25 protein-coding genes are annotated in these 20,644 nt (G+C 47.3%); 9 read left to right on the forward strand and 16 right to left on the reverse strand.

Annotation, left to right across the window (positions count from 1 at the left end):
• Window positions 1-37: 37 nt before the first annotated feature.
• Together nirD and IPJ71_13230 are read right to left on the reverse strand one after the other, a co-directional pair.
• Entirely contained in the window at window positions 38-400 is a 363-nt protein-coding gene (gene nirD / locus IPJ71_13225; GenBank protein ID MBK7844628.1) for a nitrite reductase small subunit NirD, read from the reverse strand.
• On the reverse strand, window positions 397-2,910 hold the full coding sequence (locus IPJ71_13230; protein MBK7844629.1) for an NAD(P)/FAD-dependent oxidoreductase: 2,514 nt from the start codon (window positions 2,908-2,910) through the stop codon (window positions 397-399). Before IPJ71_13230 ends, nirD begins: the two co-directional genes overlap by 4 nt.
• A gap of 105 nt (window positions 2,911-3,015) precedes the next feature.
• Here IPJ71_13230 and IPJ71_13235 point away from each other — a divergent pair, with 105 nt between their 5' ends.
• On the forward strand, window positions 3,016-4,353 hold the full coding sequence (locus tag IPJ71_13235; protein ID MBK7844630.1) for an MFS transporter: 1,338 nt from the start codon (window positions 3,016-3,018) through the stop codon (window positions 4,351-4,353).
• A 12-nt stretch (window positions 4,354-4,365) separates the two neighbouring features.
• Here IPJ71_13235 and IPJ71_13240 read toward each other — a convergent pair whose 3' ends face one another.
• The 6 genes from IPJ71_13240 to IPJ71_13265 all read right to left on the reverse strand — a co-directional run bounded on the left by IPJ71_13240 (window position 4,366) and on the right by IPJ71_13265 (window position 9,677).
• Window positions 4,366-5,511, reverse strand: coding sequence for a PQQ-dependent sugar dehydrogenase (locus IPJ71_13240; GenBank protein MBK7844631.1), 1,146 nt, complete (start codon window positions 5,509-5,511; stop codon window positions 4,366-4,368).
• 116 nt (window positions 5,512-5,627) lie between these two features.
• Entirely contained in the window at window positions 5,628-6,362 is a 735-nt protein-coding gene (locus tag IPJ71_13245; GenBank protein ID MBK7844632.1) for an ATP-binding cassette domain-containing protein, read from the reverse strand.
• The gene (locus IPJ71_13250) at window positions 6,335-7,153 is read right to left on the reverse strand and encodes an ABC transporter permease subunit (GenBank protein MBK7844633.1); all 819 of its coding nucleotides are present in this window, start codon (window positions 7,151-7,153) and stop codon (window positions 6,335-6,337) included. Before IPJ71_13250 ends, IPJ71_13245 begins: the two co-directional genes overlap by 28 nt.
• Window positions 7,150-7,989 (reverse strand): ABC transporter permease subunit, encoded by an 840-nt coding sequence (locus IPJ71_13255; GenBank protein MBK7844634.1) that lies wholly within the window; start codon window positions 7,987-7,989, stop codon window positions 7,150-7,152. The genes IPJ71_13250 and IPJ71_13255 overlap by 4 nt, the downstream gene beginning before the upstream one ends.
• Entirely contained in the window at window positions 7,961-8,761 is an 801-nt protein-coding gene (locus IPJ71_13260) for a phosphate ABC transporter substrate-binding protein (GenBank protein ID MBK7844635.1), read from the reverse strand. Before IPJ71_13260 ends, IPJ71_13255 begins: the two co-directional genes overlap by 29 nt.
• Window positions 8,762-8,765: 4 nt before the next feature.
• Window positions 8,766-9,677, reverse strand: coding sequence for a sulfurtransferase (locus IPJ71_13265; protein MBK7844636.1), 912 nt, complete (start codon window positions 9,675-9,677; stop codon window positions 8,766-8,768).
• Window positions 9,678-10,058: 381 nt separating this feature from the next.
• Here IPJ71_13265 and IPJ71_13270 point away from each other — a divergent pair, with 381 nt between their 5' ends.
• Entirely contained in the window at window positions 10,059-10,223 is a 165-nt protein-coding gene (locus IPJ71_13270) for a DDE-type integrase/transposase/recombinase (GenBank protein MBK7844637.1), read from the forward strand.
• Window positions 10,220-10,396: a DDE-type integrase/transposase/recombinase gene (locus IPJ71_13275; GenBank protein ID MBK7844638.1), complete on the forward strand. Its 177-nt coding sequence runs from the start codon at window positions 10,220-10,222 to the stop codon at window positions 10,394-10,396. Before IPJ71_13270 ends, IPJ71_13275 begins: the two co-directional genes overlap by 4 nt.
• 18 nt (window positions 10,397-10,414) lie before the next feature.
• On the opposite strand, the gene IPJ71_13280 is transcribed toward IPJ71_13275, so the two are convergent.
• Genes IPJ71_13280 through IPJ71_13295 form a run of 4 tightly spaced genes read right to left on the reverse strand, consistent with a single transcriptional unit; the run spans window position 10,415 to window position 12,775 of the window.
• Window positions 10,415-10,963 (reverse strand): hypothetical protein, encoded by a 549-nt coding sequence (locus IPJ71_13280; protein ID MBK7844639.1) that lies wholly within the window; start codon window positions 10,961-10,963, stop codon window positions 10,415-10,417.
• The gene (locus IPJ71_13285) at window positions 10,885-11,592 is read right to left on the reverse strand and encodes a hypothetical protein (GenBank protein ID MBK7844640.1); all 708 of its coding nucleotides are present in this window, start codon (window positions 11,590-11,592) and stop codon (window positions 10,885-10,887) included. Before IPJ71_13285 ends, IPJ71_13280 begins: the two co-directional genes overlap by 79 nt.
• Window positions 11,565-12,404 (reverse strand): hypothetical protein, encoded by an 840-nt coding sequence (locus IPJ71_13290; protein MBK7844641.1) that lies wholly within the window; start codon window positions 12,402-12,404, stop codon window positions 11,565-11,567. Before IPJ71_13290 ends, IPJ71_13285 begins: the two co-directional genes overlap by 28 nt.
• Entirely contained in the window at window positions 12,401-12,775 is a 375-nt protein-coding gene (locus IPJ71_13295) for a hypothetical protein (protein MBK7844642.1), read from the reverse strand. The genes IPJ71_13290 and IPJ71_13295 overlap by 4 nt, the downstream gene beginning before the upstream one ends.
• A gap of 51 nt (window positions 12,776-12,826) precedes the next feature.
• On the opposite strand from IPJ71_13295, the gene IPJ71_13300 reads away from it, so the two are divergent.
• The 3 genes from IPJ71_13300 to IPJ71_13310 all read left to right on the forward strand — a co-directional run bounded on the left by IPJ71_13300 (window position 12,827) and on the right by IPJ71_13310 (window position 15,434).
• On the forward strand, window positions 12,827-13,048 hold the full coding sequence (locus tag IPJ71_13300; protein MBK7844643.1) for an IS3 family transposase: 222 nt from the start codon (window positions 12,827-12,829) through the stop codon (window positions 13,046-13,048).
• Window positions 13,049-13,618: 570 nt separating this feature from the next.
• Window positions 13,619-14,725, forward strand: coding sequence for a hypothetical protein (locus IPJ71_13305; protein MBK7844644.1), 1,107 nt, complete (start codon window positions 13,619-13,621; stop codon window positions 14,723-14,725).
• Window positions 14,726-15,134: 409 nt separating this feature from the next.
• Window positions 15,135-15,434 (forward strand): winged helix-turn-helix transcriptional regulator, encoded by a 300-nt coding sequence (locus tag IPJ71_13310; protein MBK7844645.1) that lies wholly within the window; start codon window positions 15,135-15,137, stop codon window positions 15,432-15,434.
• A gap of 30 nt (window positions 15,435-15,464) precedes the next feature.
• On the opposite strand, the gene IPJ71_13315 is transcribed toward IPJ71_13310, so the two are convergent.
• The 4 genes from IPJ71_13315 to IPJ71_13330 all read right to left on the reverse strand — a co-directional run bounded on the left by IPJ71_13315 (window position 15,465) and on the right by IPJ71_13330 (window position 18,437).
• Window positions 15,465-15,935 carry a hypothetical protein gene (locus IPJ71_13315; protein ID MBK7844646.1) on the reverse strand — a complete coding sequence of 157 codons (471 nt, stop codon included), beginning with the start codon at window positions 15,933-15,935 and terminating at the stop codon, window positions 15,465-15,467.
• A gap of 62 nt (window positions 15,936-15,997) precedes the next feature.
• Window positions 15,998-16,573, reverse strand: coding sequence for a hypothetical protein (locus IPJ71_13320; protein ID MBK7844647.1), 576 nt, complete (start codon window positions 16,571-16,573; stop codon window positions 15,998-16,000).
• A 26-nt stretch (window positions 16,574-16,599) separates the two neighbouring features.
• Window positions 16,600-17,127 carry a response regulator gene (locus IPJ71_13325; GenBank protein ID MBK7844648.1) on the reverse strand — a complete coding sequence of 176 codons (528 nt, stop codon included), beginning with the start codon at window positions 17,125-17,127 and terminating at the stop codon, window positions 16,600-16,602.
• Entirely contained in the window at window positions 17,100-18,437 is a 1,338-nt protein-coding gene (locus IPJ71_13330) for a HAMP domain-containing histidine kinase (GenBank protein ID MBK7844649.1), read from the reverse strand. The genes IPJ71_13325 and IPJ71_13330 overlap by 28 nt, the downstream gene beginning before the upstream one ends.
• Before the next feature lie 452 nt (window positions 18,438-18,889).
• Between IPJ71_13330 and IPJ71_13335 the strand changes: the two genes are divergently transcribed.
• The 3 genes from IPJ71_13335 to IPJ71_13345 are packed head-to-tail and all read left to right on the forward strand — an operon-like array spanning window position 18,890 to window position 20,616.
• Window positions 18,890-19,291, forward strand: coding sequence for a redoxin domain-containing protein (locus IPJ71_13335; GenBank protein MBK7844650.1), 402 nt, complete (start codon window positions 18,890-18,892; stop codon window positions 19,289-19,291).
• Window positions 19,281-19,748 carry a FixH family protein gene (locus tag IPJ71_13340; protein ID MBK7844651.1) on the forward strand — a complete coding sequence of 156 codons (468 nt, stop codon included), beginning with the start codon at window positions 19,281-19,283 and terminating at the stop codon, window positions 19,746-19,748. Before IPJ71_13335 ends, IPJ71_13340 begins: the two co-directional genes overlap by 11 nt.
• Window positions 19,720-20,616 carry a hypothetical protein gene (locus IPJ71_13345; GenBank protein MBK7844652.1) on the forward strand — a complete coding sequence of 299 codons (897 nt, stop codon included), beginning with the start codon at window positions 19,720-19,722 and terminating at the stop codon, window positions 20,614-20,616. The genes IPJ71_13340 and IPJ71_13345 overlap by 29 nt, the downstream gene beginning before the upstream one ends.
• Window positions 20,617-20,644: the final 28 nt, after the last annotated feature.

The raw sequence follows: 20,644 nt of genomic DNA on the forward strand, positions 1-20,644 counted from the left end.
TCTACAAAGGGAAGTTGATAAGGTTCTACGGTTCTACTCACTTGAATCGGTTAGGTCCGAGAGCGACAAAAATGAAATCTCCATCAATGCGAACCTCATAAGACTTCACGCAAGCTTTGTCCGGAAATGCCGCCTCACCGGTGCGCAGGTCGAAACGCCACCCGTGCAAGGGACAGGTCACCGAGTATTCATGAACAAGTCCCTCCGAGAGTGGGCCCTGGCGGTGTGGACACTCATCCTCAATGGCAAATATCTCGCCAGACTGAGTTCGAAAAATTGCCACTCGGCCTTGCGGCAAAAGCGCCACCCTAGCTCCTTGCACGCTGATGTCTGACAAACGCCCAACGCGAAACCAATCCTGAGAACCGTGAGCTGGCTCAGTGCTTACCTCAAAATTCATGCTTCAGCCTCCAACATATTAAACGTCACAAATTCTTTTAGATCCGCGCGCGAAGCAGAAAGAGCGGCCCAGGGATCAACCTGAGAGCTTTCCTGTGACTCTAGAAATTCCCGATAGAGACACTTGCGACCCTCAGGATCCTGAATCAGCTTTTCCTTTACGAAGGCGATGCCTACCCGCTCGATCCAATGGGCTGTTCGCTCCAAATAGTGGGCCTCTTTGCGGTAAAGTTGGAGAAAAGCGCCCGTGTATTCCAGCACCTCCTCTTGCGTTTTCACCTTGCAGAGCAGATCGGCCACACGCACTTTCATGCCCCCGTTCCCGCCCACATGGATTTCCCAACCAGAATCCACGGCCACAACTCCTAAGTCCTTGATGGTTGCCTCTGCGCAGTTACGTGGGCAACCCGATGCCGCCAGCTTCACCTTGTGTGGAGTCCATGTGCCCCAGGTCATTTTTTCCAAGCGCACGCCCATGGTCGTTGAATCCTGCACGCCAAAGCGACACCACTCGGAGCCAACACAAGTTTTTACCGTACGCAGTGCCTTACCGTAGGCATGGCCCGACACCATGCCGGCGGCGTTCAAATCACGCCACACTCCAGGCAGATCCTCTTTTTTCACTCCGAGCAGATCAATCCTCTGACCGCCAGTGACTTTAACGGTAGGAATCCCGTATTTGTCGGCCACGTCCGCAATCGCTCGCAGTTCGCTCGGACTGGTTAGCCCACCCCACATGCGCGGCACAACCGAGTAGGTTCCATCTTTTTGGATATTGGCATGCAAACGCTCGTTAACGAAGCGCGAACGAAAATGGTCACGATACTCTCCGGAAAACTCGGATAACAAATAATAATTCAATGCTGGACGACATGTGGAACAACCTTCAGGGCTCTTCCAAGACAAAGCCGTCATCACGGCCTCAATAGTCAACAAATGCTGAGCTCGGATGGCCTCGCGAATATCTTCAGCCGAAGCTTGGGTGCAAGCGCAAATTCCCTCCCGAGTCGGAGAGATTTCACTACCAGGTCCCAGTGTACTAAGAAGTATATCTTTAACGAGAGGCGTGCAACTTCCGCAAGATGCCGATGCTTTTGTGTGCGCGCGAACTTCTTCCAGAGACGTCAAGCGCAACGACTGAATCGCCTGCACGATGGCGCCCTTGCACACACCGTTGCAGCCACAGACCTCCATCTCATTCGTCAAGGCGGCGCTCAGACCTGGCGTTTGGTCCGATTTCGAATTTACAATCGCGCGACCAAAGATTACGCGATCGCGAATATCAGAGATGTCACGGCTTTCCTTGAGCATCTGAAAATACCAGGTCGCATCCTCGGTATCGCCATAGAGGACGATTCCCACGATCCGATTTTCCCGCACGACTAATTTCTTGTAAATGCCCAAGAAATGATCCTGAATAATAATATCTTCCGTCCACGGATCACCTGTGTGCTTGCCGGCAGAAAACATATCAACACCCACAACCTTGAGTTTGGCGGAGGTCGTCGACCCTTTATAGGGCGTCACTTTATATGGCTGTAGCGCGTGTGATTGCTGCAACCTACGCGAGTCCGTGACGTCTTTGCCTGGCACCTCCGTCAGAACTTCAGCACATGTCCTCGCCATTTCGTAAAGCGGAGCCACCAGACCATAAGTGGCCCCGCGATGCTCGACACATTCTCCGACGGCCAAAATCGCCGGGTCCGAGGTTCCCATATAATCATCCACGACAATGCCTCGCTGACAATTCAAACCAGACCGCAAGGCAAGATCGATGCGCGGAAGAATTCCGACTGTCACAACCATCAGTTCCGCTTCGATTTCTGTTCCATCCTGAAAACGTACCGCTCGCACCCAACCCGTCTCATCGCTGACCAGCGACTTGGTCGTTTTTGGCATCAGAAATTTTATTCCACGATCTTCAAGCGCTTGTTTTAGCATTTTTCCTGAAACAAAATCGAGTTGACGGTCCATCAGTGTGTCGAAAATGTGAACCACGGTAACGTCCATTCCCTGCTTGACCAATCCGTGAGCTGCCTCGAGACCCAGCAAACCACCGCCAATAACCACCGCACGTTTTTTCTGGCGAGATATCGCGATCATCTCTTGGACGTCCAGATGACTTCGGTAGACGAGAACTCCGTGCAGATTTTTTCCCGGAACATTTAAAAAAACAGCATTTGCCCCGGTCGCCAAAATGAGTTTGTCATAGGGAATTCTTCCTCCGTCGTCAGTGTGAACGATTTTCGACTTTCGTTCGAGACTGACAGCCTCCCGGCCAGTGACAAGACGAATTCCATTTTGCTCGTACCAGTCGAGAGAATGAATGATAATTTCGTCCATTCTCTTTTCACCGCTGAGCACGGATGAAAGCATGATTCGGTCATAGGCCGGTTCCTGTTCGGAACCGAAAATCAAAATTTCATAGCGGTGCGAATCCCTCTTCAGTATTTCCTCCACCACCCGAATTCCCGCCATGCCGTTGCCAATAACTACCAGCCGTTCGCGCATCAATTTCTCCCAATTGTGTCATTCACTTTTTTCCGTGACAGTGCCATATACTTGAAGCAAGGTCATGCGATTCGCAATGAAATTATTTTGAAGGAGAATTCAGCAATGATCAGACAAGGTCGTGCCAGCGTAATTTCGCTTTTGGATTTTAAATCAATTCCCATGCGAACATTTCACATGACCTGGCTGTCGTTTTTTGTTTGTTTCATTGCTTGGTTTGCTGTTGCCCCCTTGATGCCGATCATCCGCGAAGAGCTTCATCTAACCAAACAACAAATTGGCGACATTATGATCGCCTCGATGGCGATCACTGTACTCGCACGCCTTGTATTGGGCTTCGTGTGCGATCACTATGGCCCACGACGAACTTACACGGTTCTTTTGGTAATTGGCTCACTACCGGTCATGGGGATCGGTCTGGCAAATTCTCCCGAAAGCTTCCTCGTATATAGGGTTTTGATCGGAGTGGTGGGAGCTAGTTTTGTTTTGACCCAGTTTCACACCAGCATGATGTTCGCTCCCAACGTGGTCGGCGCTGCGAACGCGACAACTGCAGGATGGGGAAATCTCGGCGGCGGAATTGCACAAATTCTCATGCCCTTTATTTTCGCTCTCTTTCTCGGACTCGGTTTCAGTTCAGCCGTTGGCTGGCGGCTATCGATGATAATTCCTGGTTTCTTGATGCTGGTGTGCGCCTACTTCTATTGGAAATTTACGCGAGACACACCCCTCGGTGATTTCGTCGACTTGAAAGCAGATCGTCGGCTGAAGGGGTCTGTTGGATTCAAGGGCTTCCTTTCGGTGCTAACTGATGCACGCGTGTGGGCCCTGTTTGTGATCTACGGCGCATGTTTTGGAATAGAGCTTACCGTCTATAATTCGGCCTCACTTTATTTCACAGACAAGTTTCATTTGAGCCTCACAGCGGCCGGAATTGTGGCGGGCTTACACGGCGTACAGAATATCTTCGGTCGCACGCTTGGGGGCGTAATGGGAGATCGAGTGGGAATCCGTTACGGACTGCGCGGTCGAGCAATGCTGCTCATGGGACTGGTCGCGCTCGAAGGGGCCGGCCTTTATCTTTTTTCCTTAATGAACAATCTGATTTCTGCTGTGATCGTCATGCTGATATTCAGCCTCTTTGTGCAGATGGCCTGCGGAGCGACCTATTCCATTGTGCCTTTTATCAATCGTAAGAAGCTCGGCGTTGTCTCTGGCATCATCGGAGCTGGAGGCAACTTGGGAGCGGTGTTCGCAGGCTTTCTTTTCCGGTCGGAGAGTCTGTCCACCCAGACTATTTATGGTTACATAGGAATTGCTGTGGTTTTCGCCTCGAGCCTGGCACTTCTAGTCCGTTTCTCACCCTATGTGGAAGCCAAGGAACAGCTCTCGATCAGAAAGGCGCTTGAACAACGACAGCCAGTGCCTGCATTGGGTTCTTAAAAGGGCATCGATTCACAATGACGCTGGAATAAGGCGAGCAATTTTTCCATCGTCTGTCGATAAATAGAGAAATCCATCAGGACCTGTTCGCAGGTTTCTTATTCGCATGAATTGATCTTTTAGGAGCTCCTCTTGCTCGAGAACTTTTGAACCATCCAATTTCAATCGACGAAGGTGCATACCACTGAGGCTTGCAATAAAAATTTGACCTCTCCATTTGGAAAAGATTTTGCCCGTATAGAAAGTCAAAGCAGAGGGGGATATGGACGGCACCCAGTAAGCGATTGGCTGCTCCATCCCTTCCTTCCTAGATCCCTCACCAATTTTAAACCCAGAATACTCTCGTCCATAAGTAATGATCGGCCAACCATAATTTGCTCCGGCACGAATGAGATTCAGCTCATCTCCCCCTTTCGGCCCCAGCTCTGTCGACCACAGCTCATTGGAATCGAAGTTTCGAACCAAACCCTGAGGGTTTCTGTGACCAAAACTCCAGATCTCGGGCCTCGCATCTTTGTTTCTTACAAACGGATTATCTTCAGGAATGCTCCCATCTTCTTTCAGTCGGATAATTTTTCCGTTGTGGTACTTCAGACTCTGTGCCCGAAAGCGTTCATTTCTTTCTCCAACTGAAATCCACAGATGACCTTTGCCATCAAATTCGATTCTGGAGCCGTAATGGACTTTTTCCTGACTTGGTTCATACGCCGAAAATATCTTTTTGAAATTATGTAGACTGTTCTCCTCGACATTCCCCACACCCAAAGCCGTCGTCGTACCTTTTTCTGATGTTTCTGAATAGGTCAGAAAAATTTTTGACTTTTGTGAGGGATGAACTCGTATGTCCAACAATCCACCTTGTCCTGATGCGCTGACTTGAGGAGCTCCTCTCATATCCGTAATAAGCTTTGATTTTAGGTTGAGCACTCGCAAAGCTCCCCCACGCTCAGTAAAGATGATTCGGTCACTGTCTAGAAAGTCAAAGCCCCACACGACATCTTTTTGCTGAGTGAGAAGTTCCAATTGAAATTTCTCCCCCGCAGATTCGTAAACTTTTCTTGCAGCCCCTTGACTCGAAACTGAGACTATTACCATCACTGTTACTGTTACTGTTACTGTTACTATTAATGTGAGAAGACTAGCTACTTGTCGTGACATTCAATCTCCCTACCAAAACCAGAACGATACATGGAACCAGAATTGGTAGCAAAGAGAAATCTGAATTGAGGTCATGCTGATCAAATCATTTAGAAACCAATGGATGAGGAAAATATCTAGCCGAGAAAGCCGTTTAAATACTGGCGAACAATTTCAATTTTGGGATTTATGAAAATATCTTGAGCGCCACCTTTCTCGACAATGGTACCGCCGAAACCCGTGTCCCAGAGGACCATTACGTTTTGCGAGAGGCGCCGCGCTTGACTCAGATTATGCGTGACAATCAGAACTGTTGTTTTCGATGATAGTCTCAATAATGTCTGCTCTATGCCTTGGGTTGAAATGGGGTCAAGACTCGAGCAAGGTTCATCCAGCAAAAGGACGGATGGCCTTAGCGCCAGGGTACGTGCTAAGCACAAGCGTTGCTGCTGCCCCCCTGAAAGCTTCAGTGCAGATTCATTGAGGCGATCTCGAACTTCAGGCCATAGGCCAGCATCGGTGAGAGCTTCTTCGACTCGAAGGCGAATGTCCATTTCAGATGTTGTTATTTCACGCAATGCGAGTGCGACATTTTCATAAATTGACAGGCGAAAAGGCAGAGGTTTTTGAAATACAATTCCGAGATGTTCGCGCTCAAACCCTTCAATGGCTCCTCGGACATGTACCGAAGGAGTATCTTCAAGTAGGCCTGCTAAGACCAAGAGCAGAGTGCTTTTGCCGCATCCGGAAGGGCCAACAACCGAGGTGATTGCGTTGAGACACAATGAAAACGAAACCTCCGACAGCACTGCTTTGCTGCCGTAACTGACAGATAACTGTTTAACTAGGTACTTTGATATCGAAGCTGCCAAGCTATTAAACCTTTCACAAAAAGACGACAGATCAAAATGAATGCAACCGTAATTAAGATCAATACAAAGGCACCTTGATGTGCCATTTGATCAGCTCCCGTGATATTCAGACTCAAATCGAAAATGTGAACAGACAAAGTTCGCCCGGAGTCAAACACCGATTGTGGCCATCTCATGGAGTAACCGGAAGTAAAAAGTAAAGCTGCTGTTTCACCCAGAGCTCTGGTCCAAGACAAGATAATTGCAGCGGTGATCGCCGGCCAAACTGATGGGATGAGAATTTTAAATGCGAGTGTTGTTGGGCTTAGTCGGAGCGATTTCGCAATAAGCCGATAATTATTTGGTAATTCTCGAAGCGAATCCTCAACGAGACGAATGAACAGCGGCAGAGTCATAAAAGTGAGGGTGAGCGAGCCAGCAAGAATCGAGTATCCCATACCTAATGCCCGACAGAAAAATGCGTGTCCAAAAAGTCCAAAGACAATTGAAGGTGTACTTGCGAGAAGATCAAGTGAGACTGCCATCATTTTTTGAAACCTAGATGCGGAGAGCTCAGCCAGTCGAAGCGAAACTGGCAAACCTAATGACAAAGTCAATAGCAACGCAAGGCCATTCATCCAAACTGTCGTGACAATAAGAGGAGCTACGCCACCTTCTCGCCCCATCACCAGAGGGTCACTCGTTAAATAATTCCATTTGACGGCTGGCCACCCGTGCAGCGCAATCGGACCCAAGACTATTGCCACAAAAATGCAAAAAGCCAACATGGCAAAAATTGAGAGCCATTTCATGAGGCGTATTCCTCCCTTGCGAGCAAACAAAGAGCAAGTGCAAGAACAAAGGCTAAAAGGCCTAAAAAGAAAAGCGATGATCGATGCAAGCCGAGCGCGTAGGGAATCTCGAGGGCAATTGTTGCATTCACAGTGCGAAAGGATTCAAAGGCATTGCCCGGAACTTGAATCACGTTGCCGGCGACCATAAGTATGGCCAAAGTCTCCCCAACAGCCCGACCTGTTGCAAGTGCAACGGACTTCAAGAGCGGAACTCTCTTGGTCGGCCAGATCAACCGGGTGATAATATGATGAAGGGGAATTCGTAAACTCGCTCCGACATCCAAAGTTTCCTTGAGATCAACACTCAATATTTCGGCCGTGTTGATCATTAGGGACGGGATCAATAAAAAGCTCAATACGATGCTGGCGCACAGGAGACCGTAGCCTGGCGGAAAACGAAGGGCCACCCACGGGACCAAAATCGTGAGCCCAAATAACCCCACGATAACGGATGGTGTTCCCGAAGCTACCTCGACAATAAACCGAAGCACTTTTGCAGATCTGGCAGAAGTGTAAAAGACTAACGCGATAGCACCCAACCAAGCCAAAGGAACAGCAATGACAATGCCTCCAAAAACAACAGCGAGAGTTCCAACCGCAAGGCCCAAGGCTCCGAATTGACCTTCGCTTGGATACCACTTTGTCGAAGTAAAAATCTGAGGGAAGGCCTCGTTTTGAATAAAAGGGAGCGCTTCTCGCGCCACAAATAGAAAGACGACAAGAACGACAAGCCCAACGGTGAGTGTCGTGCCTCTTAGCCAGAAATTAAAGAGGAATGTACTTAAGCTTCTCAATGACAGTCTGGCCTTCAGACGAGATCACATAGTCAATAAACTTCTGAGTCGAAGCCTTTGCTTTCCCACAGACAACAAGATTCAGATAGCGCGAAAGCTTATATTCCCCATTTTGTACTGCAGCCATTGTTGGTTTTTGGCCATCCAGAGCTAAGGCAAGAATTCGACTTTTACCATTAACGGCATTTTCAGCGGTGCTCACTGAGAGATATCCGATGGCATTTGGGTTATTCGCAACTGTTTTAATTCCTTGTTCTTCGTCTCCAATGATGACAGACGCTTTGATCTGAGATGACTTCAAGTCAAAATAGTGCATGAAAAGTTCAAGTGCAGCTCGCCCCTCTGCTTTACTCATGACGAAAATTTTTGCATCCTTTCCACCAAGTTCCTTCCAGTTGGTGATCTGGCCAGAGTAAATTTTAACAACTTGCTCGCGAGAGAGTTCTCGAACGGGATTTGATTCATGAACGATAAAAGCAAGTCCATCGCGTGCGATTGGAATTGCCGTGACATCAGTTTCGTCATCTTTCAAACTCCGAGAAATCATCCCAATGTCGTTGAGGTGGTCGCGGCAGTCCGTAATTCCGCGGGCAGAACCACCCGTCTGAACCTCAAGTAAGATATTTGGCGTTTTTTTTTCAAATTGCTTGGCGAGTTCGGCCACCAACGGAGCGACAGTACTTGAGCCTGTCGCAAGCAGTTTCTCATTCGCAAGCGCAAAAGTCGAAAAGACGGCTACCAAAGAAATAGCGATATTTGGCATTATTGGCATTATTCTAACTTCTTGTATTGATTGGTGATGCCTCAGTTGAAGCTGGAAGTTCTTTCAAGGCAGCATATTCCTTCCAAGACCCTTCGTACAATTTCACGTTTGGAAACTGTGCCAAATGACTCAAATAAAAGCGTAAAAGACTGCCCTCTCGGGAGGTTCCACAGTAAATAATCACCTCTTTATCGGGAGTCACACCAAGGCTTGAAAATAAAGGCCTAACCTCCGCAATATCTCGAAATTTGTGCGTATTCTTCTCATCCATTACTTTTCGCCAAGGCAAACTAATCGCACCTGGGATATGCCCTTTGCGCGGCCAAACTGTATCATTTCCCAAGTATTCATTTTCAGGTCGTGCGTCTAACAAGACAACCTTGGGCTGGTCTTTCTTCTTCAGGACCGTCTTAACGTCGACTCCAATTTGGGTGTTCATTTTGGTCGGAAGTTGGCCTCGTTTGGTTTTTGGATATTCTTGCGATAAAGGAAACTTGGCTTTGTAATCAGGTAAGCCGCCGTCCACAATCTTAATATCTTTAACGCCGTACTTTTCGAGCACATATGCCACCATTGTAGTACTCAGAATTTCATCGCCAGTGCCGCCTTCAGCGTATAATATGTGAGTTCGTTCGCGATCGACTCCAGCCATTGTCAAAAGTTCTTTGGTCAACTTGACCGGCAAATACTGCACGGGCACACCCTTATCGTCAGTCGCACGAAGTGTGTCGAAATTGATGTGGCGTGCATTGGGCAGATGCCCACTAATATAGTCTTTGTACCCACCTCGCGTATCAAGAATGAGAGCCTTTGAACCGGCCTCTTGGGCAATTTGTGCCGCTTGCTCTGGCGAAATAAGACCAATCGAAGCATTGGCTTGGTGAAAAAACCAAATACTTAGCGCGAACAAAACAAATCGACTCATAGTACGTGCCTCCATATTGAATTTATCCGAATAAGGATCTCAGTGCATTTTTGAAAAATCAATACAATAGTTGAACGTAAATTCATGTATTATCGCGTTATTACTGGAAACCTGCTGCTATTCAGATGTCCTTTAGAGGGTCAGAATATGCGAGGTTCTACACTCGGCTCTATGCTTCCAAAAGGAGGAATGGGTGGTTACGAGAAGGCGCATGACATTTCAAGTACCCTTTGAGCTTGAGGCAAGTGGCCGAGATGATGAGGGAAAGGGGCGTTACTCTCTCTCTCTCATATGTCCGTATTCAGGTGGGTCATCAAATTTGGTCCAGAACTCGAGGCCAAATTCAGAAAGCACAAACAACCCGTAATTTCCTTTTAGAGAATAGATGAGACCTATATTCGCACTAAAGCCAAAGATCGATATCTCTACAGAGCCGTCGATAAATTTGGGAGCACAATTGATTTTCCATTGACTACTAAAAGAGATCTAAAGGCCGCGAAGAGGTTCTTGAAAAAGTCCATCACAGATCACGGGGTTTGCCTATGAAGGCAGATATAGATAAGTCTGGTGCCAATATCGCGGCCATGAAAGAAGTTAACTGGGAAAATAGAGGCAGAATCGAGGTTCGAAAGTCAAAATTCCTCAACAACACGATCGAGCAAGATCACAGATTTATCAAAAAGGGGATTCGAACCATGCAAAGGTTTGATCGGGCTTAGGTTACAGATCCGTATTCCTTAAGGTGCCCTCACCCGTTCCATCAAGGCGCGGATAACCATTTCAAGAGGAGTCATACCCCGCCAAATAGGGATTTCGAAAGGACGCCTAAATTGATCGTGGGCAAAAATTGTGTTCAATTGATCAGAATCAATCTTGGATAGATCTTGAGCGAATAATGCGGCACCAGTAAGTTCCGCCAATTCACGCAAACGCTCGTAGCCCTGGCGATGAAATCGCCTCAGTGAGAATTCATCATTGACAACAAGAACTGGCGTTCCCACCTGCAATGGGGCCAAAAAATCAATGGGGCCATGAACAACCGACAAGTCTGCGATCCTATTGATATGTGGAAGCCAACCCCGTGTATCATTGAGAATGATTGATTTTGTCGAAATCTCACCAACCTTAATCCCGCTCAGCCTCGCACAGTTGAAATTTAATAGCAGATTTCCGGTGCAGCTTAAAAATTCCTGATCGCGAGCGTCACTTAGAATGGCAATGTCAAACGGATAGATTCTATGTAATTTCTCAATGAGAGAGGCAAACCCAGGACTATTGATGTCCATTCGAAAAACATATAGGCTAACGATCTTAAGATTTTCGGAGATCTTAAGCCTTCGACGGAGTTCATCTCTTGGGGCAAATTTGAATACGACGCATTAGCAGCCTTAAGCAAAGGCATCGCAAGGGAGTGATATCCAATAAGCTCCCCCCATTCCCCACGAGGAAAACCTGAACCTCGAGGCTCGGAGCCTCCCGTTCCCTGCCATGGATCGTGAATCATGATGAAATCTGTTTTGGAGTCGACGTCGTCATATCCCCTGAATTCGACGTTTGGTTCTATTGCCCTTATCAATTTGGCAATAAAGTGAGCTTGCAATCCCTCTCCCATGGCGGCCGGGTGAAGTTTCATGGTAGGGGAATATCCCGTCAAAGAAAACTGGCGACCCCTGAGATGCGGACCCATGGGGGCCCCAATTTGGCGGACGGCCTTCCGAAGCCTGGGCGGCAATTCAAGTGACTCGATTCGTGGCAAAGCCTCAACAACAAATGACGAAGAGTTTCGGTATCCGCCCAAGAGTTGACGACAATAGTCCTTCCAAGAACTGCCCTTGGCAGGCTCCCCAATTATCAACACAAGGGAAAAGAGGAGGGGATTGCATTTCATCATCGATCCATCAGATAAGCTTCGCAAGTCTCACGAGCCTTCTTAATCCCGTATGCGACTCCAGCGATGGGAGCTGCAACCGATCCTCCCAGCCATTCAGCCATGACCAAATATTGAAGGGTCACTGGCCAGTGTGAAATGTTTAAGGAATCTGTGATTGTAAGTCCCCACAATTGCAACACAAACCAGCCACCACCTATGGAAAGACCATAACCTGCACCGTAGTAGAAGATCAATGCCAAATGGATACCAACGATTTCTGACATTTTGAGGGACCTCTGCGAGTTTTCGTATTTCCACCGAAAAGAATCGAAGGTTTCTCTATCAAAGCGACCAACACGTTTGACATGTCTGTCATAGGCGGCCTGAACTCTCGCCTTCTTCTTCGAGCGAAGTCGCTCCTCCTTTATTGCTTGTCGCGCCTGAAATTCTTTGCTGGATTTGTCCCATCGGCTTCGGCGAAAATGATTCCACTTTGTCGCTGTGGTCTCTATGCTTGACCTCATTATTCGCAGAAAACCTGCGCGAATCTTGCCAACTGAATGGTCGGGCTGTTTGTTCTCTTGATCTGAAATCTGACGTATGACCGACGCAAAGGATTCGCCCACGCCTGGCTGACCCAACAAAATATCGATGGGCAACTGATCTTGTTGTAAGCGAGGTGAAATTTGCTCATTAAGGTATTTCGTCATATCATCGATTATTTGATCCAGTTGCGGATCGCTCTCTGCGCGGTCAACTTTATCGACTATTGTATCGACAATTTCTGACCATTCATCCGCCTGATCTTTCTTGCTGATGGCCACTAAACTCTCAACGAGTTGTTTGAGACGATTCACTTGCTCGGGAGACAGGTCTTCCAACCTTGAGGGAACCGATTTAGGGTTTCAAGAGGCTCAGGCAATGCCGAGGGGTTGGGAACGAGGAGAAAACTTGGAGGCAAACGATCAGCGGCCTCGCGTGATTGAGCTAACGCCACCAAATAATTAAGTATATCCAAATAGTGTTTGACCACGAATATTTTTTCTTCGACCGAGTTTGTGGATTTGTAGAGTCGCTCATATGTTGAAGCGATCTCCAAAAAAATTGCAGGCGGCGGTCCTGATGTCCCGGGGACGGTCGCATTGTCAGAGGCTCTCGATTCTAGAGAAATGGCAAGATGAAAAATTAAGAATATCCGAAAAACCCAGATTGGCGATATAGAAACCATGTTCTGTCTCCTGGCAAACTCAATAAGGTGCTAGAAAGGCTAGCAATCATCATGCCATGTAGGTATCTCATTTATATGCCCATTATTTTTATCGCTCCCATGTCTTTGCCATTTCTTGCCAAAATAAGTAGGCAAATTGTCTTTAAAACAGAGGCGGAGTTGAGAGCCTTAGTTTTTGAGTATATTGAAACCTGGTACAATAAAAAAAGATTGGATTCATCAATCGGCTATCAGAGTCCTACGGAGTATGAATCAACACTAAACGCCGCCTGAGAAATTATCGAGTTTTTCTGGGAATTCCAGAGTCCATTTTCGCCCAAGTAGATCAATGATCTGCCATATAGAATTCAAAAAAACTCTGTTTTTATAATCTTTGGCAGCCCTGTTCTAGCAAAATGTCCGTTATTCTGATATCCAGTTCCGGGCAAAGGTGACAGTGAAAAACAACAACGCGAGGACGGTTCATCGATTCCAAAGGAGGCACCTAGAGAGGGGGTCTTTATCTCAGGCGCTAGAATCGGCAAGGTTCGGGGGAATCGATTAAATTCAAGGATACGAGACCTATAACAACGAGCACTCCAGTTTAAACAAAAATCCCAGAAGTCTGTAGCGGAACGCACTTTATTTTTTCCTTCTCGTTGCTTGCGCAAGTAGACGTGCCATTTATCGTATATTAAATTGTCGTATTAGAAATGCGGATACTGGTAGAGCTTACATATTGGTCGATTAGGCCGATATCGCTTGACTCACCAGCCCCTTTTCAGGCTTTGCTGAGTGTTTAACTTAGTAAACTAAGAATCTTTGAGATCTGAAGTGGGAATATTGGCGCTTTTTCTACAAATCATGTTTCTCCTTTATTCTTCAGTGAGGTTATTGAGTGCGACCGAGATGGATAAATGTCGGAACCTCATTCAAATTAAGAAAGAAAAAGCGACCAGTGTTCTTTCTGGATTTTCAGGACACTCTTCATATTTGTTGACCATTCGTCAATCGAAAGCGAATGAATCGATTCCCTTTGAAGTTATTGGGCATCTTGGTGGGTACGCCGAAATGTACCTTGTTGAGGGATCCAGCTCGCAATCTCTTCTGTTTAGCTTAAAACCTAGGGGAGTAAAGGATCGAGGAAACTTGGTCAGGAATGTTCTGAGCAAAGCCGTCGAGCGGTTAGCTCAGACAGAGACAAAATTTCAGAACCTACTCAAAGTTCGGGATCTATCGAGTACAGATATCGGACTGAGCGGAATTTTTAATCTTACGGAAGGCGAATTCATTTCATTTTTCAATGTGCTGATAGAAGAATTACAAAGAATTTTTCCAATTCTCGAAGTGGAGTTCATGGAGAGCGAAGACTCAATTATTTCGAAAAGGATTCAGTCAGTGCAAGCTGCCGTGGATCACAATTATCAGGCTCTGCATCCCCGGAATGCAAGTGTTGAGATCCCTGCCTATAAAGCTATATACAGCGAGAAGTATCGTCGGATGTGGGACGATGGGACCACTGAGCGTGTTTCTGAAGTGATGACTCTCAATGGTCATCAAATTTATGTTTTACGAGTCAGCCGCTGGCCCGGTGAAAACCGTGCTTATGCTGAGACCATTGCTTTTGTTGATGCTCATGAGGACAGTTATTGGAACTCAGGAAGCAAGATGTGGATCAATCAGTCTGGACAGCCTCAGCCCGAAATCTGGAAAGTTCCTTCCAAGGGAGGAAACCGGTTCGAAATATTTGAGAATCCGCTGGATGGAGAAACATTAAAAATCTCATGGATAAAAATCGACTTTAAGTGGGAGCAACTGATTTTTAGAGACGTATGGAGACTTTCTGTCGTAAAAGCTGACGGATCCTCGGTGCACCAGTATTTTGCCCCTGCAATTGGTCTGATTCGTGAAGAACAGTATTCTTCAAAGGGCAAACTTGTTCGTCAAAAGCAGCTGATTGGGACAGAATAGTTATTTGCACGCCCATGCAAACCGGCTGTCTCCTTGGTAGTTCTTATAAAAATAAATATATCTAAAAGAATTGGCAATCTTCACGTCTCAAATTGGAATTGTTAAAAAGGGCGGTTGGCCCAAGATTCTGTGAGTCAAGAATCCAGTGTCCGGTGAAATACCGAATTTGGTCGCTTGGTCGCCACAATTTACAATTCTCATTTATGCGCTCACTCCCCTCTCCATCTATCCGTGGGGTATGGTTTCATGCCAACATGGATTTGGGGATTTCCCACGATTAAGGATCGCAGTGCACTTTTGAAAATCCAATATAATAGTTGAATGTAAACTCATGTAATATCGCGTTATGACTGGATTGCTGCTGCTAATCAGATATCCTTTACAGGGTCAAATACGCGAGGGTCTACAATTGAAAACTATGATTGGTAATCCTTCCTATCTATTCTCCGTTATTGGAGAGCAAAGTCGCCTCCAGGTACTCGCCATATTGCTCCTTAAACCCAGCTTCGTTGAAGACATTCGTAAAAAACTTAGAATAGAGGAGACCCTTCTTTCAAAACACCTCAAAGCTCTTCGGGATTCTGGACTCGTGCGCGTGACGAGACACGGGCGAAAAATCCTTTATGAAATCAACCCTTTAGTTCGAAAGGGCAATTCTAAAGACTCCCTCTGTTTGGATTGCTGCGATATTAAGCTGAAGAATATTTAAGCGATCACTATTACTTGGGTTGACGGCTGATCAGTGACGGTGTCCACCGTGATCATCGCCTGCCACCAAGATCGCCCATGCCTGGGTCTCTTCGCGATCGTCACGGTAATTCACGGTGACTCGGACTTCCCATTCGCCAGCCATGAGAAAGAACATACTGGTAACAAGGTATGTCCCGGTGACCACTTCCCCTTTTGCATTGAGAACAGGCTGGATCTGAGTGGGAGCGGATCCGTGACCCTTCGAAGGCATCCCACCCATCGAAGGCATCCAAAGGGAGACCGAGAACGAGAGTCCGGGTTCAATCAACGCATGAGTCACGCCATCATGCCACTCCAACCTCATTTTTGATTCGCCACCGCTGCTGTCAGGGCCGTGTTCCCAAGAGAGATGAGCATGGATCTCGCCTTCAGAGAAGACGAGATGGCCATCATGCCCAGGGTGGGCGAACGCACTCATCGAAAAAAATATTGAGCACAGAGAAAAAAGAGCTGCCTTCATTGATCACTCCTATTGATGACTCCTTAAGTTTACCTATATCACTAACTTCCACATCGATCGTTTCACATTTTTTCCAGTCGAACGCAATCATAGTTTCTTTCGGTCAAGATCTTCAGAACATGAATGCGAGCCCGCACAAGATCCTTGGTCTTAGGAGAAACTGTCAAAAAATAGTCATATTGGGTGCCATCCTGCTTCTTCCAACCGCCGAAACTCTGGTTATAAAGACTCTCGGTGTCCTCTCCATAGATTTCATCACCTGAGGTAGAACCATCCACATTCATCGCACAGGTACGCAATCCCGGGTACTCAGAACGATGTAGGTTTGTGACCCGCGACTCGACGCGAAGAGTCTCCTTGGGGACATCCGTCCTCTCCGAGGCAAAAAGAAAATCAATGGAATGGCAATGCAGGCCTTTCTCGGGAGCGGAGTCCACTCTGTGGATGGTGATAAAGCAGGAATTTCCGGTCAAGCGCTCATTCAGAGATTCCATGCCCATGTAAACAGTTCCAGGCCTGAGATTCAGAATCGAGGCGTCCGCCTCAGAACAAATGACACTAACACCGAGACCGAGGCCGAGACTAAGACTGAGACTGAGACTGAGACCGATGCTCACTTTTAAAATCATTGTTTTCATTTTATTCCCCCTAGTTCCTTTCATTATTAAGTGTACTTTTTGAGTTTTCTCTGAAGGCTTTGACGGTGAAGTCCCAAAGCTCTAGCTGTTTTTGAAATGTTCCCCTCGTTTTTGGTAAGAATGAAATCAATGTACTCGTGCTCGACCTGAGAAAGCGATGGAGCCTTGAACTCAGGATCATGAAGTATTCGTTTGCCTAAAAGCGCAGCCTCAATGAGAGCGTAGCTAGCCGGCTTAGTGATATAGTCCACAGCCCCTCGTTTTAGCGCCTCGACCGCAGTTGCAATGCTGCCATATCCAGAGAGAACCACAATTCGACTCTCAGGAGAGAACCGCTTTATCTTGTCAATAGCTTCAAGTCCAAACTCTCCACCAAGTCTGAGATCAACGATAGCAAACGAAACCGGACGTTCGGAAATCTCTCGAATAGACTCTGCGATCGACACCTCATACCCGTGGTCCTCAAATTCTCTCGCCAAAGAATGGGCTAATCGAAGGTCGTCTTCGAGAATGAGAAGAGTCTTTTTCATGCCCGTTCCTTTTGCCTTGGCCACTCAAGGCGCACCTCCGCACCACCGAATTCTTCAGATTGCCTAATGGTGAGTGATCCACCCAAAGACTGGCAAAAAAGATGCGACACATAGAGGCCGAGGCCCGTTCCCGTAGCTTTGGTCGTGACAAATGGCTCTCCAAACCGAGCGAGAACAGAAGCAGTGAAGCCTGGCCCTTGATCCGACACGCGCAGATAAAAACCTTCGTTTGAGCATCGCAAAGTAACGTCGATTTCTTTTGCTGGTGCAGCTTCTGCGGCATTGTCGAGAAGATTCAAAACGGCTTGGGCGAAGTTGATGGGAGGAATCAAACCCAATGAACGGTCCTCAAACCTAAATCGGACTGAGGTTTCTGGATGTTCTTCCCTCCAAGATTCTACGACATCTTTCAATAAATCAGCGATTATGACCTCCTTGAACGCGAAATCACGACTGTCCATCTGAGAGGAATTCATCTGGTGAACAACGGTTTCACACTCCTTCACCGCTTCGAGAGCCTCAGTGATGTCCTCCGTGGGACTCTCTTGAAACGCACGCTCTAGACGAATCTTTGCGGAATTCAAAGGACTTGCAAATTCATGGGAAAAACCTGCGGCGAGAGCGCCAATGGCACGAAGCCGATCCTGTTTTTCGATGATCGTCTGCGCCTGAGCTTCGCGCTTGGCCTGACGCTCCAGGTGCACTCCGAGCGAGCGCATCACGAGCCAAAACGATAAGACGAGAAAGTGACAAACGACAAATGTCTCCAACAGACCTGAATTGATTTCAACAATATCTTTTATCGCAAACTGAAACTGGAGTAAGGCCAGAAAGGTGTGGGCCAGAAAAAGAAACGGCCAGCTCAAGCGTCCTGGAATGAGCAGCCCACCGATTGCTACATTAAGGAGGAACAGAACGACGAACGGATTCGCGAATCCACCCGTGATCACAAGAAGAGTCGTTAAGACGCAAAGGTCGAACGCCATCTGAAAGCAAATCCAGAATGGACCGACCCAACGCCCTTGCTCTGCAACGACCAACTGGGTCAATAGGTTAACCACGAGCAAAACGCCCAACATTGTTAGGTAAACAAAAACATTTTCTCGAGTCAGAAAACCCATCATCAAGGCTGGCCCAGTCAGCACGAAGAACAGGCCCACGGCGAGCCACCGCATACGAATGAGCCATAGCAGCTTGGCCAACTCACCCCCTGCAGGAATGTCGGCGAAGCGAAAGAAGCGGCCGAGCTGTGACGTGATCCAATTGAAAGTGCGAGTCACGGGCTCAAATGGAGATTCGTGCAGCTTAGGAATATCGACCTCGGTGAGTGGCATTGGTCACGCTTTGTAACTGAAATCGAGGGAATTGGAAATACCTGACTTCCTGATGCAACATCATGTTGCGCTGCCATTCCATTAATCTGTTTTTCGTGCTATCTCAGGAAACTCATTGTTCATTCCTCTTGCAATAACTTTAATGGGTTACGATATGATTGACGTCACCAATAAAGTTGGTTCAGAGTTGAAACACAAATTTAAGAGCCTGATGGGTAGAAAGCGCCCGTTCGGATCTCAGAGGAGCTGTGGGCGGAGACGCCTGCTGTTGGTTTAATGAATTCTGTCGCCTTTTTCTCTTCACTTTTCTTAGGGTTTCTTCTTCTTTTGAACGGGCCTGCTGCGGCAGCGCTTCCTCATCAGATTTCGGGCAAATCTGTCGTTGATGAACGACCAATACAGGTGGGAAAATCCGCAAAACGGGGGCTGGTGGTCGTATTTCTTTCAGCCGTTTGTCCTGCTCGAACAGTCATCTCGTCGAACTAAAAAGTCTGAGTAATGACTTCTCAGATTTTGATTTTGTCGGAATTCACTCAAATACAACTGAGAGCAGGGAAGTCACATCCACTTACTTCAAGACGGCAAACCTTCCTTTTCCTGTCCTGCGGGATTCGGAAGCAAAACTCGCTGACGAGTTTAAAGCACTCAAAACACCCCATGCGTTCGTGGTTTTGAACGATGGAACGACAGCCTACCAGGGCGGCGTTTCAAGCAGTCGCCACTTTGATGACAAGACGGATCGAAAGTACCTCAGAGAGGCTTTGAGTGACCTTGCGGCTGGCCACAAGGTCAAAACTCCTGAAGGTCGAACTCTCGGCTGCGTGATCTCCAGAGGTGGCAGTCATGTCTGGTAGAAAAAATCTGACACTGACTTTTTTAGTCCTTGTATTTTTTGGTTGCGCGGAACCCAGATACGAAACTGCACAACCAACTTCTTCAGGAAATACCTCTCAGATTCAGAAAGTGACAGATTGTGGGAGCCGGTTTCAAAGTTCCGGCTATTGTTTGTTGTGGCAATGGGAAAAAATGCCGACATCGACTCAGGTTGGTTCTCTCATTTTTAAGGTTGTCCGTGCCAATGCTCTCGATGACTCTCCAATTCCGGTCGATCTCTCTTCCGTTCCCACATTGGTCTTGTGGATGCCTTCAATGGGCCACGGCTCAAGATCCACTTCCGTTGAGAGGGTTGACGCTGGAAGCTATCGCGCAAGGAATGTTTTCTTTGTTATGCCTGGCGAGTGGGAACTGAAATTTCAAGTCAAAGATGGGAATACGGTTCAAGATGAAACTGTGGTTACTCTTATTTTCTAACTTTGTCTTTGCTCCTTCGCTTTCATGGGCCGCCGCTTGCTGCGGGGGTGGAGTTGCCGCGCCTGCGATCATCGCGGGAGACGATAAAGCTCAACTGACGACCTCGTACTCATTTACAGAAGTCGCGATTGACAATGTCGACTCTCGCGGTATTTGGAGAAAATGGGATGAGCATCAGATGATGCAGACTTTCAGAATAGAGGGAGCCCATCTGATCTCCGATCGTTGGCAGGCTGGATTCGCGCTGCCTCTCGTTCAGCGATCACGCATGAATCAAAATTTCTCAGGACTTGGGGATATCTCCACAACAATCGGCTACGAATATCTTCCAGATTGGGACTATAATCTGATCAGGCCGAAAGGGATTGGCTATATTCAACTGACGCTTCCGACAGGAAAATCTCGCGCTGAATCGGAGGTCGGAGGCTTAGACAGTCGCGGCAATGGATTCTGGGCCCTCGGACTAGGAACTCTCCTCACGAAGGCCATTGGCAAATACGATCTTTTTAGCTCATTGGAAATTCATCACTCGTTTTCAAAGAGTGTTTCTAATTCCCAAATCCAAGGCAGGCTTGTGCCAGGTTTTGGTGGAAATCTTGGATTGGGCGGCGGGTACAATCTTCAATCCATTCGCATCGGTGGATCTCTCACATGGACCTATGAAGATCCCATTGATGTTCGAGGGAATACGTCATCCAGGGGTTTGCCAGAGAGACATACCACAGCACTCATCTCAGCAAACTATCTGGCAAGTGATGAGTGGACCGGGACTTTGAGCTATTCAGACCAGACTCTATTTGGGAGTCCTATCAACACAAGCCTAGGGAAATCCGCTGTTTTGATGATTCAGAGGCGCTGGGGACGGTGATCTCGATGAAAGTCTCTGAATCTAAGCA

Source organism: Bdellovibrionales bacterium, assembly GCA_016714165.1.
Taxonomy (GTDB): Bacteria; Bdellovibrionota; Bdellovibrionia; order Bdellovibrionales; family UBA1609; genus JADJVA01.